The organism is Cupriavidus sp. 10L45, assembly GCF_056395225.1.
Genome location: NZ_JBFTJC010000006.1, coordinates 354514 through 371047, shown reverse-complemented (window position 1 = coordinate 371047; position 16534 = coordinate 354514). Strand labels below are relative to the sequence as shown.

Genomic DNA, 16534 nt, shown 5'->3' with positions numbered 1-16534 from the left:
GGGAACACGGCGGAAATCTGGAACGAACGGATCACGCCGCGCCGCGCAATCTGCGCCGGTTTCTCGCGGGTGATGTCGATGCCGTTGAAAAGGATGGTGCCGGTGGTCGGCTCCAGGAACTTGGTGAGCAGGTTGAAGCAGGTCGTCTTACCCGCGCCGTTGGGGCCGATCAATGCGTGGATCGAGCCGCGTCGCACCTGCAGGTCCACGCCGCTGACCGCCGTGAAGCCCTTGAAGGACTTGGTCAGGTTGCGGACTTCTAGTACGTTGGTTTGCATGAGTCTCTTATAGGCTGCCGGTTGGCTCCCCTCCGTCTGCGGGAAAGCGGCAGGAGAGGGGAGCAAAGCATGGCTGTCGTCTATTTACTTCTTCACCAGCGGGCAGCGCGATTGCGACAGCGGCTGGAAGGCTTCCTCAGCCGGCACGGTGGCCACGAGCTTGAGGTAGTCCCACGGCGTCTTCGACTCGTTCGGCGCCTTCACTTCCATCAGGTACATGTCATGCATCATGCGGCCGTCGGCGCGGATGTAGCCGTTCTTGGCGAACGCGTCGTTGATCTTGGCCTTCTTCAGCGCCGCCATCACGGCGTCCGAATCGTCGCTGCCTGCCGCCTGCACGGCCTTCAGGTACTGCAGCACGGCCGAGTACGTGCCGGCATGCACCATGTTCGGCATGCGCTTCATGCGGGCGAAGAAGCGGGCGCCGAACTCGCGCGTCTGCGGGTTCAGGTCCCAGTACCAGGCATCGGTCAGCTTCATGCGCTGCGTCAGCTTCAGGCCCAGGCTGTGCACGTCGCTGATGGTCATCAGCAGGCCCACCAGGGTCTGGTTGCGCGGCAGGCCGAAGTCGTTGGCCGCCTTGATGGCGTTGATGGTGTCGCCRCCGCCGTTGGCCAGCGCCACCACCTGGGCCTTGCTGGCCTGGGCCTGGAGGATGAACGACGAGAAGTCCGATGCGTTCAGCGGGTGCTTGATGTTGCCGGCCACCGTACCGCCCGACGCCTTCACCACATCCGCCGTGGCGGTTTCCAGCGACTGGCCGAACGCGTAGTCGGCCGTCAGGAAATACCAGCTCTTCAGACCCTGCTTGACCATGGCCTTGCCGGCTACGTTGGCCAGCGCGTACGTGTCATACACATAGTGGACGATGTACGGCGAGCATTCCTCGTTGGTGTGGCGCAGGTTGGCGCCGCCAGTGATCAGCGAGATGCGCTTTTTCTCCGACGCGATGCGCGAGACGGCCAGCGCGACCGACGAGTTCGGCAGGTCGACAATGGCGTCGACGCCGTCCCGGTCGATCCACTCGCGCGCCTTGGCGCTGCCAATGTCCGCCTTGTTCTGGTGGTCGGCGGTAACCAGCTCGATCTTCTTGCCCGGCAGCCCATTGCCGAAATCCTCGATGGCCAGCTTGGCGGCTTCGACCGAGCCCTTGCCGGCGTAGTCAAGGTAGACGCCAGACAGGTCGGTCATCACGCCGATCTTGACGACATCTCCGGAAATCGCGGCGCTGGCAGCGCCGGCAAACGTGGAAAGGCTGAACGCCAGGGCGGACAGCAGGGTGGCTCGCTTCATCTCTTCTTCTCCGTGGTGGTGTTGCTAGAAAAGCTGGGCGGCTGCTCAGACCGCCATGTGCGCGTACCGGTAGTCGGCCGGCGGCACGAATGTTTCCTTGACCGTGCGCGGCGACACCCAGCGCAGCAGGTTCAGCGGCGAACCGGCCTTGTCGTTGGTGCCACTGCGGCGCGCGCCGCCGAACGGCTGCTGGCCGACCACCGCGCCGGTCGGCTTGTCGTTGATATAGAAGTTGCCGGCGGCGAAGCGCAGGGCGTTGGAAGCCTGGGCGATGGCCGCGCGATCCCTTGCAAAGATCGCGCCCGTCAGTGCGTAGGGGCTGGTGCCGTCGACCAGTTCGAGCACCTCGGGCCAGTGCGCGTCGGCGTAGACGTAGACGGACAGCACCGGGCCGAACAGTTCGGTTTCCATCAGCGTGTGGCGCGGGTTGTCCACCTCCAGCACGGTTGGCGTGATGAAGTAGCCCACGCTGTCGTCGGCCTTGCCGCCGGTGACGAGCTTCACGGCGCTGTCGCTGGCGGCGCGTTGCAGATGGCCATGGATGCGGTCGAACGCGCGGCGGTCGATCACGGCGCCCATGAAGTTGGTGAAGTCGGTCACATCGCCCATCTGGATGGTCTCGGCCATCGCCACCACGCGCTCGCGCACGGCCGGCCACAGCGAGGCGGGGATGTAGGCGCGCGACGCCGCACTGCACTTCTGGCCCTGGTACTCGAAGGCGCCGCGCAGCAGCGCCACGGCCAGCGTGTCGGCATCGGCGGACGGGTGGGCGAGCACGAAGTCCTTGCCGCCGGTTTCGCCGACCAGACGCGGATAGCTGCGGTAGCGCGACACATTGCGGCCGACTTCGCCCCACAGTGTGTCGAACACGGCCGTCGAGCCGGTGAAGTGAATGCCGGCCAGTTCGGGCCGCGCCAGCACGGCGCCGCTGATCGCCACCGGGTCGCCCGGCAGGAAGTTGATGACCCCCTTCGGCAGACCGGCGGCCTCGAGCAGCTCCATGAACAGGAAGTTCGACAGCGACGCCGTGGCGGCCGGCTTCCACAGCACGGTGTTGCCCATCAGCGCCGGGGCGATGGCCAGATTGCCGCCGATGGCCGTGAAGTTGAACGGCGTGACGGCGTAGACGAAGCCTTCCAGCGGACGGTATTCGAGGTGATTGCGCATGCCCGGCGACGAAATCGGCTGGCCGGCCGTCAGTTCGTGCGCGAACTGCACGTTGAAGCGCAGGAAGTCGATCAGTTCGCAGGCCGAGTCGATTTCGGCCTGGTAGGCGGTCTTGCTCTGGCCGAGCATGGTCGCCGCGTTCAGGCGGGCGCGCCACGGGCCGGCCAGCAGGTCAGCGGCCTTGAGGAAGACGGCGGAGCGCTCGGCCAGCGTGGCGTTGGCCCAGTCGCGTTGGGCGGCCACTGCGGCGTCGATGGCGGCGTGGATGGTGGTCTCGCCGGCGTTATGGACTTCGCCCAGGCGGCGGGCGTGGGCGTGCGGGGCGCGCACGTCGGTGATGTCGCCGCTAAGGATGCGCTCGCCGCCGACGATGGCCGGGATCTCGCGCACCAAGGCTTGCTGCTTGTCGAGTTCTGCCGTCAGCGCGACGCGTTCGGCGGTGCCCGGGGCGTGGTTCAGGACCGTTTCATTGATGGATTTTGGATAGGAATTGTTTGCAGACATATACGTTACGAGCTTCTTTGGATATGAACATTAATAAATTGGATCCAGTTTAGCAGTCGGGATATTCAGGCACAATAGGGGCCTCACTCGAATCGCATACCGATCTCCAGCACCTCCCATGTCCACGCAAACGGGCCGCGCAAGCGCTCCTACCAAGGGTTTACCCCAGATCATTCGCGATCAGCTTCGCTACGAAATTCAGAAAGGCACGTTGCCGGCCGGGGCGCAGTTGCGCCAGGACGCGCTGGCGGAACGCTTCAACGCGAGTCGCATTCCCGTGCGGGAAGCGCTGCGCCAGCTCGAAACGGAAGGGCTCGTCACCTATCAGCGCAACCGTGGCGCGGTGGTGTCAGGGATGGATGCGACGCAGATCTGCGAGTTGCTCGATATCCGTGTCGCGCTGGAATGCCACGCGGCGCGCATCGGCGTGCCGAACATGGTTCAGCAGGACTTCCAGCAGATGCAGGAGATTCTGGACGCGTACTCGCAGTCGGATTCGCTCGCGGAGTGGGCCGAGTACAACCGGCGCTTCCATTTGGCGCTGTGCGCGCCCGCTAATAACAAGCGGCTGCGCCGGCTGATCGAGGAGTTCTGCCTGAACACGGACCGCTACACGCACGAGCAGATGTCGATGGCCACCGGCAAGGAAGGCCCGCAGGCGGACCACTATCGCATTCTGGAAGCATGCAAGGCGCGCGATGCCGAGAAGGTGGCGTCGCTGCTCGAGGAGCACATCCTCGAGACCAAGCGCAATCTGCTTGCCAGCGAGCGGATGAAGGACGTGGATTAAATCAAATCAGGCGGGGTGCACGACCACGAGCAGCGCCGTGGCGGCACTCTTGCCCGGATTGGCGATCGCATGGGCCACGTCCGCGCCATAGCGGGCGGTATCGCCATGCTTCAGCTTCTTCTCGTCCTCTGCGGCACGCACGGTCATTGACCCGCTCAGCACCGACAGGTGCTCCTGCGTGCCCGCGTCATGCGGCTCGGACGCCAGCACCCCACCGGGCTGGATCGTCAGCTCATACCACTCGAATTTCCCCGCCAGGTCGATCGGCCCGAGGATGCGCAGCTCGCAGCGCCCGTCCGGGCTTTTCAGCGCCGGGATGGCGTGCGGCTGCACCACGGCAATCGCCGGGGCCGGCGCGCTGGCCGCGCCATTGGCCAGGAAGTCCGCCAGGTTCACGCCCAGCGCGTTGGCCAGCCGCCACAGCACCGCCACCGTCGGATTGGTCAGGTTTCGTTCGATCTGGGACAGCATAGACTTGGAGACACCGGCGCGGCGCGACAGGTCATCCAGCGACAACTGCTGGGCCTGCCGCAGCGCCTGGAGCGCGCCTCCCACGGCGGGTGGCCCATCGGACTGGACGGGCGGCTTGGGGGAGTTGGGCGGGGAGGGTTGCGTCATCGTCATGTGTTCGTTATAGTGCACGAACCGTTCGTTATATAGAACATGTTCGATTTATCGAATCGAACGACCGAGACACTACCACCGGGAGCCGGGCCATGTCGAGTGCCGAGACTTTCTATGCATCCATCCGTGCGGAACTGGATGCCATCCGCGACGCGGGGCTGTACAAGCGCGAGCGCATCATCGCCACGCCGCAGGGCGCGGTCATCCGCACGGCCGACGGCCGGGAAGTGATCAACCTCTGCGCCAACAACTATCTGGGACTGTCCTCGCACCCGCAGGTGATCGAGGCCGCCCACGAAGCCTTGCGCACTCACGGCTTCGGCCTCAGCTCGGTGCGCTTCATCTGCGGCACGCAGGACCTGCACAAGACGCTGGAGGCGCGGCTGGCCCGCTTCCTCGGCACCGAGGACACCATCCTCTACGGCTCCGCCTTCGACGCCAACGGCGGCCTGTTCGAAACCCTGCTGGGCCCGGACGACGCCGTGATCAGCGATGCGCTGAACCATGCGTCGATCATCGACGGCATCCGCCTCTCCAAGGCAAAGCGCTACCGCTACCAGCACAACGACCTCGACGACCTGCGCGTCCAACTCCAACAAGCCGACGCTGACGGCGCACGCTTCAAGCTCGTGTTCAGCGACGGCGTGTTCTCGATGGACGGCACCGTGGCGCGCCTGGATGAGATCCGTGCGATCTGCGACGAGTACGGCGCGCTGCTTGGCATCGACGAATGCCACGCCAGCGGCTTCATGGGCGCACGCGGGCGCGGCACGCACGAGGCGCGCGGGGTGTTCGGCAAGATCGACATCATCACCGGCACGCTCGGCAAGGCGCTGGGCGGCGCCTCGGGCGGCTTCACCAGCGGGCGCAAGGAAGTGGTGGAACTGCTGCGTCAGCGTTCGCGTCCGTATCTGTTCTCGAATACCGTGGCCCCGGCCATCGTCGGCGCCAGCATCGCCGTGCTGGATATCCTCGAGGCCAGCACCGACCTGCGCGACCGGCTCGAGCGCAACACCGCCTTCTTCCGCAAGGGGATTGCCGCGCTGGGCTTCGATATCAAGCCGGGCGACCATCCGATCGTCCCGATCATGGTCCACGATGCGGAGAAAGCCCAGCAGCTTGCCGAGCGGCTGCTGGCGCTGGGCGTCTACGTGGTGGGCTTCTTCTACCCCGTGGTGCCGAAGGGCCAGGCGCGCATCCGCGTGCAGCTGAGCGCGGTGCACGATGAACCCACGCTGCAACGCGCGCTGGACGCCTTCGCGCAGGCCGGCCGTGAACTGGGGCTGATTCGATGAGCCAGGCAGTGAGCAAGCCGCAGATCCTGATCATCGGCGCCAACGGGCAGCTTGGGTCCGAACTCGCGCTGGCGCTGGCCGAGCGGCACGGGCGCGAGCATGTGGTCACCTCGGACGTGGTGCCTACCGGCCGCCACGTGCATATCGCCCATGAAATGCTGAACGTGACGGACCGGGGCGAACTGGCCACGGTGGTAGAGCGCCACGGCATCACGCAGATCTACCTGCTGGCCGCCGCGCTCTCCGCCACGGGCGAGAAGGCGCCGCAGTGGGCGTGGAACCTGAACATGACCGGACTGCTGAACGTGCTGGAACTGGCACGCCAGCAGGGCATCGAGCGCGTGTTCTGGCCCAGCTCGATCGCCGCGTTCGGCCCCACCACGCCCGCCGTGGACACCCCGCAGAAAACCGTCATGGAGCCGACCACGGTCTACGGCATCTCCAAGCAGGCGGGCGAGGGCTGGTGCCGGTGGTACTTCGAGAACCATGGTGTGGATGTGCGCAGCGTGCGCTATCCGGGGCTGATCTCGCACAAGACCCCGCCCGGCGGCGGCACCACCGACTATGCGGTCGATATCTTCCACCACGCGGTGCGCGGCCAGCCCTACGACTGCTTCCTGGAGTCCGACGAGCGACTGCCGATGATGTATATGCCCGACGCGATCCGCGCCACGCTGGAGCTGATGGAAGCGCCGCGCGAATCGATCCGGGAGCGGGGCAGCTACAACCTCGCCGGCATGAGCTTTACCCCGGCCGAGATTGCCGAGGCGATCCGCCGCCGGGTGCCGGACTTCGCCGTGCGCTATGCGCCGGACTACCGGCAGGCTATCGCCCGGGGCTGGCCCGATTCGATCGATGACAGCGCCGCGCGTACCGACTGGGGCTGGCAGCCGAAGTTCGGCCTCTCGGAGATGGTCGACGACATGCTGGAGAACCTGAAGGCCACCGCCGGATAAGCGCTCCCCAGATCACGTGAACTAGTTCGGAAAGAAATAGTTTGCATCCTAATTAATTCACGTCTATCATTCGGCCCATGCCAAAGATAGACGCCCTCCTTTTTGCCTTTACCGGCCAGCTCATGCTGGCGGGCCGCCAATGGCGCCAGATCAGCCAGGCGTCGGTCACGGCACACGGGATTTCCGCAGCGGCCGCCGCGCCGCTGCTTTTCATTCGCCGCCTCGGCGGTGGGGTGCGCCAGGTGACGCTGGCGGACTACGTGGGCGTGGAAGGCGCCACGCTGGTCCGTCTGGTCGATCAACTGAGTGCCGCCGGGCTGGTCCGCCGCGAGGTGGACCCCAGCGACCGCCGCGCCAACGTGCTCTCGCTCACCGATGCCGGTGAGCGCATGGCCGAGCAGATCGAAGTCGAACTCAAGCAACTCCGCGCCGAAGTGTTCGCCGAGATCAGCGAGACTGACCTCGAAGCCACGCTGCGCGTGCTGGACGCCTTGTACAAGGCCGCAGGAAATGCTTCCGCGGCGGCCAAGCTGGAGCCCTGAGCATCATGGGTAGTTGGCCATCCGCAAGGGACTGGGTTTTCTCGTTCAAGGCGTTCGCCGCCGCCATGCTGGCGCTCTGGATCGCGATGTACATGGGCCTGCCGCGGCCGTATTGGGCGATGGCGTCCGTCTACGTGGTGGCGCATCCGCTGACCGGCGCCACGCGTTCCAAGGCGCTGTACCGCGTGCTCGGCACGCTGCTGGGCGCCGCAGCCGGTGTGGCGATGGTGCCCTCGCTGGTCAACTCGCCGCCGCTGTTGATGGGCGCGGTGGCGCTCTGGACCGGCTGCCTGCTCTACATCGCGCTGCTGCACCGCACCCCCCGTAGCTACGTCTTCATGCTCGCCGCCTACACGCTGCCGCTGGTGGCGCTGCCGGCGGTCGACAATCCCGCCGCCATCTTCGATATCGCCATTGCCCGGGCCGAGGAAATCAGCCTGGGCATCCTGTGCGCGGCCGTGGTCGGCGCCGTGGTGTTCCCGGCGAGCGTGGCGGACGTGCTGCGCGACAAGTCGCGCCAGTGGATGGCCGACGCCGCGCTCTGGGCCGGCGACATGCTCTCGCCCAGCCCCGGCATGCAGGTCACGCGCCACCAGAGCCGTCACCGTCTGGCCGCCGATATTCTGGCCCTCGATCAACTCATCAGCCAGCTTGGCTACGACACCGAAAGCATCGCCCGGGTGCGCGCCGCGCGCGAACTGCGCGGGCGCATGACGATGCTGCTGCCGGTGATGTCCTCGCTGGCGGCCATCGTGGAATCGCTCCAGGCCGCCGGCGGCTTGCCGGACGGGCTGCGGACCCAGATGCGCGGGGTCCGCGCATGGATACAGGGCGGAGCGGTAGACGCGCCGCCCGAGCTGACCGGTACGCCGCTCGAACCCGGCTGGGATGCCGCGCTGGTCACTGCCGCCGAAGACCGCCTGCAACAGATGGTGGCGCTGTGGCGCGACTGCGTGTCCCTGTGCCGGCGCATCGGCGAACGCGACGTGCGTGGCGGCTGGATGCCTGAGTTCCGGCGTTGGGACGTCGGCCAGACGCGCCACTACGACCACGGCCTGCTGCTGTTTTCCACCGTCACGGTGGCCCTGTCGATCTTCGCCATGGGCATGCTCTGGATCCACATGGGCTGGGCCGATGGCGCCGGCGCCGTGGCGCTGGGCGCGGTGTCGTGCTGCTTCTTCGCCGCCCTTGATGAACCCGCGCCGATGATCCAGTCGTTCTTCAACTGGAACGTGGTGTGCATGGTGATCTCGATGGTGTTCCTGTTCGCCGTGCTGCCCGTGGCGCATGACTTCGAGATGCTGGTGCTGATGTTCGCCGTGCCGTACCTGATCATCGGCCTGCTGGTGGCGCAGCCGCGCCTGGCGATGATCGGCATGCCGCTGGCAGTAGTCACGGCCAACGACATCGGCATCTCGGGCGCCTACAGCGCGGACTTCCATACCTTCTTCAACAGCAATATCGCCGGCATCGCCGGTATCGCCTTCGCGCTGGTCTGGACGCTGGTGATGCGGCCGTTCGGCACGGCGGCCGCCACGCGCCGGCTGGTGCGGTCAAGCTGGGGCGATATCGCCGACAACGCGGTGGGCACCCGCCCCGAGGAACACACCCGGCTGCGCGCGCGCATGCTGGACCGGCTGGCGCAACTGGTGCCCCGGCTGGCCGCCAGCGAGAGCGAGGTATCGCCCGATGGCTTCAGCGAGGTGCGCGTGGAGCTGACCACGCTGGCACTCCAGCGCGAGATGCCCACCCTGTCAGCGCCCGAGCAGCATGCGGTCAAGCGCGTGCTGCGCAGCGTGGCCGGCTACTACCAGGCACGGCTGGACGGCAAGCTGAACGGACCGCCGCCGGCGCTGCACACGCGGCTGGCTAACGCGCAGCAGAAGGTGCAGTCGCGCATCGCGCTGGCTGCCCTGGTGGAGATGCAAGTGGCCCTGTTCCCGCCGGCCGTGGTGCCGGCCCCTGTTACCGGAGGCGCCTGATGCCCGGCGAATTCAGTCTTTATGGCGTGTTCATCCCCAGCCTGCTGGTGTGGATGCTGGCCGCCTTTGCGATCACGAGTGGCGCGCGTGCAGTGCTGACGCGCCTGGGGTTCTACAAGCTCGTGTGGCACCGTTCTCTGTTCAATCTGGCGCTGTACGCGATCGTCCTGGGTGGGGTGGTTGCCGTGGTGCCGTGGTTCCAATCATGAAATTCAAACTCTCTTCGCTCGGGCCAGTCGTGTTGACGCTGGCCGTCACCGCTGTCGGCGCGGTTGTCGTCAAGCATCTGTGGGATTACTACACCGTGGCGCCGTGGACGCGCGACGGGCATATCCGCGCCGAGGTGGTGCAGGTGGCGCCCGATGTCTCGGGGCTGGTCACGCGCATCGCCGTCAAGGACAACCAGCGCGTGAAGGCCGGCGACCTGCTGTTCGAGATCGATCATGAACGCTACACGCTGGCGCTGCGTCAGGCCCAGGCCACCGCCGCCGCGATGCGCGCCAGCCTGGGTCAGTACCGCCGCGAGGCGAACCGCAGCCAGAAGCTGGCCGAGGTGGTCTCGCGTGAGGTGGTCGAGGAAGGGCTCGCCAAGGTGCAGCAGGGCGAAGCCACGCTGGCACAGGCCGAAGCCGCCGTGGACGTGGCCAAGCTGAACCTGGAGCGCACGCGCGTGGTGAGCCCCGTGGAAGGCTACGTCAACGACCGCCTGCCGCGCCTGGGCGACTACGTCAGCACCGGCAAGCCCGTGCTGTCGATGGTCGATGCCCGGTCGTTCCATGTGGAAGGCTACTTCGAGGAAACCAAGCTGCACGGCATCCATATCGGCAGCCCGGTGGACATCCGCATCATGGGCGAGAAGGGCGTGCTGCACGGCCATGTGCAAAGCATCGCCGCCGGTATCGAGGACCGTGACCGCACCAGCAGCAACAGCCTGCTGCCAAACATCAACCCGACGTTCAACTGGGTGCGGCTGGCGCAGCGCGTGCCGGTGCGGATCCAGTTCGACCAGATGCCTGCCGACGTGCGGCTGGTGGCCGGACGTACCGCCACGGTCTCGGTGACCGGAGGGGGTACGCAGTGAACAGCGCAGTGAGTCGCTTAAGCCGTGCCGTGCTGGCGGGGATGCTCCCGCTCGCGCTGGCAGCCTGCATGACCGTCGGCCCCGACCACAAGGTGCCCGGCGATGCCGTGGTCAACGCCACCACCGCCAACGGCCCGTTCCAGGGCGCGGACAACCCGGCGGTGTCGATCGGCGACGTGCCCAACGACTGGTGGAAGCTTTACGACGACCCGAAGATCGAAGGGCTGGTGAAGCAGGCGCTCGTCGCCAACACCGACCTGCGCGTGGCCGCCGCCAACCTGAAGCGCGCCATCGCCGTCTATCACGAGGTGGAAGCCGAGAACTTCCCCGAGGCCAAGTTCCGCGCCAGCGCCGAGCGCGGCCAGATTGCCGGCGAGCCGCTGCTGAAGGAAGAAAAGATCCCGGCGATGAACTTCGGCGACATCGGCTTCGACGTGTCGTACCTGATCGACTTCTGGGGCAAGCTCACCCGCGCCGACGAAGCCGCGCTGGCCGGCGCACAGGCCAGCCAGGCCGCGCTGGACCAGGCCCGCGTGGGCGTGGTGGCGGAAACGGTGCGTGCCTATATGCAGGGCTGCACCGCCACGCATGAACTGCACGTGGCGCAACATCAGCTCGACCTCCAGGTGCGCGGCGCACAGCTCGCCCAGAAGATGGTCGATGCCGGACGTGGCATGCCGACCGACGTGCTGCGCGCGCAGGCGCAGGCCGATTCGCTGCGCGCCGTGCTGCCCAAGTACCGCGCCGAACAGGAAGGCGCTGCCTACCGGCTGGCCGTGATGCTGGGCAAGCCGCCCACCGCGCTGGACATGTCGAGCGTGGCATGCGAGCACGTGCCCACGCTGCGTCAGGCCCTGCCGGTTGGCGATGGCGCTGCGCTGCTCAAGCGCCGCCCGGACGTCCGTCAGGCCGAGCGTGAACTGGCCTCGGCGACGGCCAAGATCGGCGTGGCGACGGCGGACCTCTATCCGCAGATCCGCATCGGCGCCTCGGCGGGCTTCACCGGCATTCTCGATCACCTGGGCCAGGCGCCGACCGCGCACTGGGGCTGGGGCCCGGCGATTTCGTGGACGATTCCGACCAGCGGCACGCGCGCCCGCATCCACAACATGGAAGCCGGTGCAGAGGGTGCGCTGGCCCACTTCGACGGCGTGGTGCTGCGCGCGCTGCGCGAGACGCAAAGCGCGCTGTCCAGCTACACGCACGAACTCGAGCGAAACCAGGCGCTGCGCGACGCACGCGACAAGGCCGATGAGGCCGCCCGGCACAACCGGCTCCTGTATCAGGCGGGACGCTCGCCGTACCTGCAGAGCCTGGACGCGGACCGCACGCTGGCTAACAACGACGCCGCGCTTGCCGCCTCGGACGCGCAGATCGCCATGGACCAGATCAACCTGTTCGTGGCGCTGGGCGGGGGCTGGCAGGATGCACCGGCCGTGGCGAGTGCCCCGATAAATTAGCGTTGGAAAGTCGGAAAGCGCCGCCGCGGAACCTGCTTGAATCCATCCGGGTTAGCCGGCGGTCTTCCTGGCGCTTTCCGTCCCTCGGCGGGCTTATAGCGCTCGTCGATGGCATCCTCCCATTGAAGCGGCACGCATAACTGGCGCCTATGGGCCCAGTCGCTTCGTCGTGCGCTATCGAAAGGGGCGGTTTCCTTTGCAACGGCGCTACCTCGCTTTTGGCGAAAATCATTTCACAAGCGAAATGATCCAGGTAAAGGTGCTCCATGGAAGTCAGCGCACTCATGCTCTCGCGCATTCAGTTTGCGTTCACGGTGTCGTTTCACATCATCTTCCCTTCGCTCACGATCGGGCTGGCCGCTTGGTTGACGCTCCTCGAGGGTATGTATCAGTTCACGCGGAAGGAAGTCTATCGACGCGTGTTCGATTTCTGGCTGAAGATCTTCGCCGTTGCCTTTGGCGTTGGCGTAGTTTCAGGTGTCGTGCTGGGATTCGAGTTCGGAACGAACTGGAGTGAACTGTCGCGCCTCTCCGGACCCGTGCAAGGTCCGTTGCTGACGTATGAGACTTTCACCGCATTCATGCTCGAAGCGTCGTTCTTCGGGGTGCTGCTGTTCGGGCGATCCAGGGTCAAGCCAGGCTTCTACTTGTTCTCGGTAGCGATGGTTGCGCTCGGGACAACGTTCTCAGCCTTCTGGATCATGGTCAACAACAGTTGGATGCAACACCCGGTTGGCTACGATTTCATCGATGGTCGCTTTGTCCCGACGGATTGGGCCGAGATCATCTTCAGTCCGGTCGTTTGGGTGCGCTTTCCTCATATGTTGTTGGCGTCGTACCTGACTAGCGCGTTCTGTGTCGCTGCGACTGGTGCCTGGTACACGCTGCGCAAACTCTGTGAGCCGGAAGCGAAGGTGATGCTACGGATGGGCCTGGCGCTGGCCACGGTTCTCATACCAGTGCAACTTGTGTTCGGGCACCTGGTCGGTGACTATGTACACGACGACCAGCCGGCAAAATTCGCTGCAATTGAGGGGCGTTGGCATGACGAGCAGCCTGCGGCAGAGGTGCTCATTGGATGGCCGGACGAAGAAAAGGAAACGAATCACTACGAAGTATCGATTCCGATTCTCGGAAGCCTGATTGCGACCATGACCACCGATTCGAAGGAGGTGGGGCTCACGAGTTTTCCAAAGGAGCAGCGGCCACCGGTATTGATTCCGTTTCTCGCATTTCGTGTGATGGTCGGCTGTGGGATTGCGATGCTGCTTATTGCGTGGCTCGGTAGCTGGTTCTCCTTCAGGAACAGCATCGAGGAAAAGAAGACGCTCCTGTGGGCAACCTATCTTTCGTTTCCCTTGCCGTTCGTGGCGATTCTGACGGGATGGTTCGCAGCAGAAGTTGGGCGACAGCCCTGGACCGTATGGGGGGTGCTGCGCACAGCAGACGCACTGACGCCGACGCTGACGGCTCGCGCGGCGGGCGCTTCACTGTTTGTCTTCGTTGTGACGTACTTGATTGTCTTCTCGTTCGGCACGTATTACGTCTACAAGCTACTCCGCAATGGTCCCGCTTCGATCGACCAGGACCGCGAGCCATCGGGAACGTCCAACAGACCGTTGGCAGTCGCTGCGGCGGAATCGTTTCGTGATTGATGAACTGACTACTCTGTGAGGCAACCATGATTACGTACTGGTCCGCAATCCTGGCCATCAGTATGCTCGTCTATGTGCTGCTCGATGGTCTTGACCTCGGTGTCGGCATGTTGTTTGGCACGACTCGGAATGAAGCACGAAGAAAGTCGATGCTGGCTTCAATCGCGCCGATTTGGGATGGTAACGAGACGTGGCTGATCGTGGCGGGCGTTGTGCTTTGGGGCGCATTCCCAATCGTCTATTCGACGCTGCTCGGTGCCTTCTACATTCCCGTCAGCGTCATGCTGGCGGGCTTGATCTTCCGCGGCGTTTCGTTCGAGTTCCGTGTCCATGCGCATCGTTCCAAGCCGGTGTGGGATTGCGGCTTAGTCGTTGGATCTCTCGTGGCAACGTTTATGCAAGGCGCGATGATTGGCGCGTTGGCAGAGGGTCTGCCCATCGAAAATGGGCGATTCATGGGCAACGATATGAGCTGGCTCAGCCCGTTCTCCGTAGTCGCCGGCATTGCGCTTTGCTTCGGCTACATGTTGCTCGGAGCGGGGTGGCTGGCGAAGAAGTGCGAGGGAGAGACGCGCGATGCCGCATTCAGGGCGATTCCTCGCTTGCTTGTCGTCGTACTCGTCTTGCTCATCGCACTCTTCTTCCACGCGTTGTACGCCAATTTTGCGGTCATGGCGCGATGGACGGAGCGTCCAGTGCTGTTCCTTGTACCGTTCGTTGGGTTGATCGCCGTGTTGATTGTCTGGCATGGGGCAAGAAGGGCGATGGATACTTCGGTATTCCTGGCGTCCGCAGCCTTGTTCGTGGTGGCATATGGGATGTTCGCCGTCTCGTTCTGGCCGTACATCGTGCCGTTCAGCATCACGATCAATGAGGCTGCTGCGCCGATGTCGAGCCTGTCGTTCATGTTCTGGGGGGCTGGTCTCTTTGTCTTCCCATTGATGCTGGCTTACACCCTGTGCGGCTACACGGTCTTCAAAGGCAAGGTTGACGTCACGTCCGAGCATTATTGAAGGCGCTACGCTATCTGACTGACGTCGAGCATCCTCAGTCAGATAGCGGCGAAGAAGAAGCGGGTCATTCCGGCACGATGTCGGGGCGGTCACGCGGGAACTGCGCCAGCGTTTCCGCGCTGATGTTCAACGTTTGCATGACCATCTCAGGCGGTGTATGCGTGAGCCAGTCGGACAGCGCCACCTCCGCAAAGTGGTCAGCCTTGAAGACCTCGACCATGATCAGGTCCGTGTTGCCGACATTCTGCACATAGTGACCGAGCCCCTTCTTCACGTAGCCGATATCACCCGCGTTGAAGTCGGCGGTCATCGCCTTGGGACCCGTATCGAAGACAGTCATGCGCCCTTTGCCCTTGATGTAGTACTGCCATTCGTCGGCGTTCGGGTGCCAGTGCAGCTCGCGCAGACCGCCCGGCACCACCGTGACCAGCGCCGCGGCCACATTCTGCGAGATTTTGAAGTTGCGGCTGTCCGCAATCTGTACATAGCCGCTGCGCGTCTTGTGCACCGGCGTGGAACCTGCCAGCGAAAACGTTACCGGAAGTGCGGGTGGACCTTTCTTCGAGGCGGAAGCACGTTGTGCTGCCGCGAGTGGTCCCGGCTCCTTGCCTTGGAAGATCCAGAGGTTGTCGACGGGAATATCCTTGAGCGATTCCACCGGAACGCCGAAATTAGCAGCCAGCACTTCAGGCGGCGTGTGAGCGAGCCAGTCCGTTACCAGCAGCGTGTTGAATTCGGACGCCATGCCGCTATCGAACGCAATCAGAAATTCCGCGCCGGTGGTGCCTGCTCCCTGCAGCGAATGCGGCAGCCCTGGCGGGAAGTACCAGAGGTCGCCTGCTTTGACGTCCTGCACCGATGAACGGCCTTCTTCATCAAGTGTCGTGATGCGGCATTTGCCGTCGAGCATGATGGCCCATTCGGCCTGCTGATGCCAGTGCATCTCGCGAATGCCGCCCGCCGAAAGCCGCATGTTCACGCCGGAGATGTCCTTGGAGATGGCAAAATCCTCCTGCGTGACTTCGCGTGCCCAGCCGCCGTTCTGGATACGCTTGTGCGCATTGTTGAACGACGACCAAAACTGCGGCATGCCGTTGACATCGGTGGCCGGCGCGTCCTGGGCGGACGGGAACTGCCGTGCCAGCATATCGTCCCGCGGGCCGGGATCGGTGAGGCCCTGCCGGTTGCGCGCGTTGATCGCCCCTTCAGGCGGACGGTCTGGATTGCCGAATGAAGCGGCATGAGCTGACGCAGCGGCGGCTGCAAACGCCGCGGTTGCCGTACCGATCATTACCTTTCGTCTGGACAAGTCAGTCATGATTTTTCCTTTGCATGGATAGGGAAGTCTCACGCGCGTCAGAAGCGCCCAAGGGACGGTGTTGGAGGGCCCGCCAGGCATCGCCGCCATGTCGGGCAAGAAGCCATCAGGCGCCGTTGTAGTTGATCTTCAGCGTCTGGTTATCCAGCGACGTTCGCACCTTGTCCGAGAGCTTCTTGGTGGGTGCTTTCCGGCATTCGTCAACCACGTGAGCGACCGTGCGCGGCGTGTCAACGACGATCTGGTCGTTCTCGCGCACGCCCAGCTTGTCTACGCTGGCGATCCAGTAGACCACCGCCGGCTTGTAGGTTTCGCTGACCGAGAGGAACTCCTCGCAAGTCATCTTGAACGGCTTCACGGTCTTGACTTCGTCAGTGGCAGCAGAGGCGATGAGCGGGGCGGAAAGGGTGACGATAGCGAGGGAAAGAATCAGGCGTTTCATGCTGGCTCCTGGAAGCTTCGTTGGGATGGATCGACGTGAAGCGCAATCAGGAGAATGATCTCGTTCACGCCTGGGCCTATCGTAGAAGGTCGCGCAGGTGGGGGATTTTCGGAGCATGTCAGGCGTTTTCAAAT

At 64.5% G+C, this 16534-nt stretch carries 16 protein-coding genes; 10 read left to right on the top strand and 6 right to left on the bottom strand.

The features are described from left to right. From AC1DFU_RS13870 to pruA, 3 genes are all read right to left on the bottom strand, one after another. On the bottom strand, positions 1-278 hold a 278-nt coding region (locus AC1DFU_RS13870), incomplete at its 3' end, for an ATP-binding cassette domain-containing protein (protein WP_441593315.1). Between the two features lie 84 nt (positions 279-362). Then, positions 363-1571, bottom strand: a complete 1209-nt coding sequence (locus AC1DFU_RS13865) for an ABC transporter substrate-binding protein (RefSeq protein WP_092296814.1) — start codon at positions 1569-1571, stop codon at positions 363-365. Between the two features lie 45 nt (positions 1572-1616). Continuing rightward, complete coding sequence (pruA, locus tag AC1DFU_RS13860; protein WP_441593313.1) at positions 1617-3242, bottom strand: L-glutamate gamma-semialdehyde dehydrogenase; 1626 nt, start codon at positions 3240-3242, stop codon at positions 1617-1619. Positions 3243-3360: 118 nt separating this feature from the next. Here pruA and AC1DFU_RS13855 point away from each other — a divergent pair, with 118 nt between their 5' ends. After that, a complete protein-coding gene (locus AC1DFU_RS13855; protein ID WP_092296809.1) occupies positions 3361-4032 on the top strand; it encodes a GntR family transcriptional regulator in 672 nt (223 codons plus the stop codon). Positions 4033-4038: 6 nt separating this feature from the next. On the opposite strand, the gene AC1DFU_RS13850 is transcribed toward AC1DFU_RS13855, so the two are convergent. Next, positions 4039-4650 (bottom strand): helix-turn-helix domain-containing protein, encoded by a 612-nt coding sequence (locus AC1DFU_RS13850; RefSeq protein ID WP_092296882.1) that lies wholly within the window; start codon positions 4648-4650, stop codon positions 4039-4041. A gap of 98 nt (positions 4651-4748) precedes the next feature. Between AC1DFU_RS13850 and kbl the strand changes: the two genes are divergently transcribed. From kbl to cydB, 9 genes are all read left to right on the top strand, one after another. Continuing rightward, positions 4749-5951: a glycine C-acetyltransferase gene (gene kbl / locus AC1DFU_RS13845; RefSeq protein ID WP_441593311.1), complete on the top strand. Its 1203-nt coding sequence runs from the start codon at positions 4749-4751 to the stop codon at positions 5949-5951. After that, the gene (locus AC1DFU_RS13840) at positions 5948-6907 is read left to right on the top strand and encodes an NAD-dependent epimerase/dehydratase family protein (RefSeq protein ID WP_441593309.1); all 960 of its coding nucleotides are present in this window, start codon (positions 5948-5950) and stop codon (positions 6905-6907) included. Before kbl ends, AC1DFU_RS13840 begins: the two co-directional genes overlap by 4 nt. 77 nt (positions 6908-6984) lie before the next feature. Further along, entirely contained in the window at positions 6985-7449 is a 465-nt protein-coding gene (locus tag AC1DFU_RS13835) for a MarR family winged helix-turn-helix transcriptional regulator (protein ID WP_092296800.1), read from the top strand. Between the two features lie 5 nt (positions 7450-7454). Further along, entirely contained in the window at positions 7455-9431 is a 1977-nt protein-coding gene (locus AC1DFU_RS13830; RefSeq protein WP_441593306.1) for an FUSC family protein, read from the top strand. Further along, positions 9431-9640, top strand: a complete 210-nt coding sequence (locus AC1DFU_RS13825; protein ID WP_092296794.1) for a DUF1656 domain-containing protein — start codon at positions 9431-9433, stop codon at positions 9638-9640. Before AC1DFU_RS13830 ends, AC1DFU_RS13825 begins: the two co-directional genes overlap by 1 nt. Next, on the top strand, positions 9637-10512 hold the full coding sequence (locus AC1DFU_RS13820) for an efflux RND transporter periplasmic adaptor subunit (RefSeq protein WP_441593304.1): 876 nt from the start codon (positions 9637-9639) through the stop codon (positions 10510-10512). The genes AC1DFU_RS13825 and AC1DFU_RS13820 overlap by 4 nt, the downstream gene beginning before the upstream one ends. 8 nt (positions 10513-10520) lie before the next feature. Beyond that, positions 10521-11972 carry an efflux transporter outer membrane subunit gene (locus AC1DFU_RS13815; RefSeq protein WP_441593302.1) on the top strand — a complete coding sequence of 484 codons (1452 nt, stop codon included), beginning with the start codon at positions 10521-10523 and terminating at the stop codon, positions 11970-11972. Between the two features lie 266 nt (positions 11973-12238). Beyond that, positions 12239-13627 (top strand): cytochrome ubiquinol oxidase subunit I, encoded by a 1389-nt coding sequence (locus AC1DFU_RS13810; protein WP_441593300.1) that lies wholly within the window; start codon positions 12239-12241, stop codon positions 13625-13627. A gap of 26 nt (positions 13628-13653) precedes the next feature. Beyond that, positions 13654-14640, top strand: coding sequence for a cytochrome d ubiquinol oxidase subunit II (gene cydB, locus AC1DFU_RS13805; protein WP_441593298.1), 987 nt, complete (start codon positions 13654-13656; stop codon positions 14638-14640). 64 nt (positions 14641-14704) lie between these two features. Here cydB and AC1DFU_RS13800 read toward each other — a convergent pair whose 3' ends face one another. After that, positions 14705-15958, bottom strand: coding sequence for a cupin domain-containing protein (locus tag AC1DFU_RS13800; protein ID WP_092296782.1), 1254 nt, complete (start codon positions 15956-15958; stop codon positions 14705-14707). A gap of 106 nt (positions 15959-16064) precedes the next feature. After that, a complete protein-coding gene (locus AC1DFU_RS13795) occupies positions 16065-16400 on the bottom strand; it encodes an HdeA/HdeB family chaperone (RefSeq protein ID WP_177219956.1) in 336 nt (111 codons plus the stop codon). Positions 16401-16534: the final 134 nt, after the last annotated feature.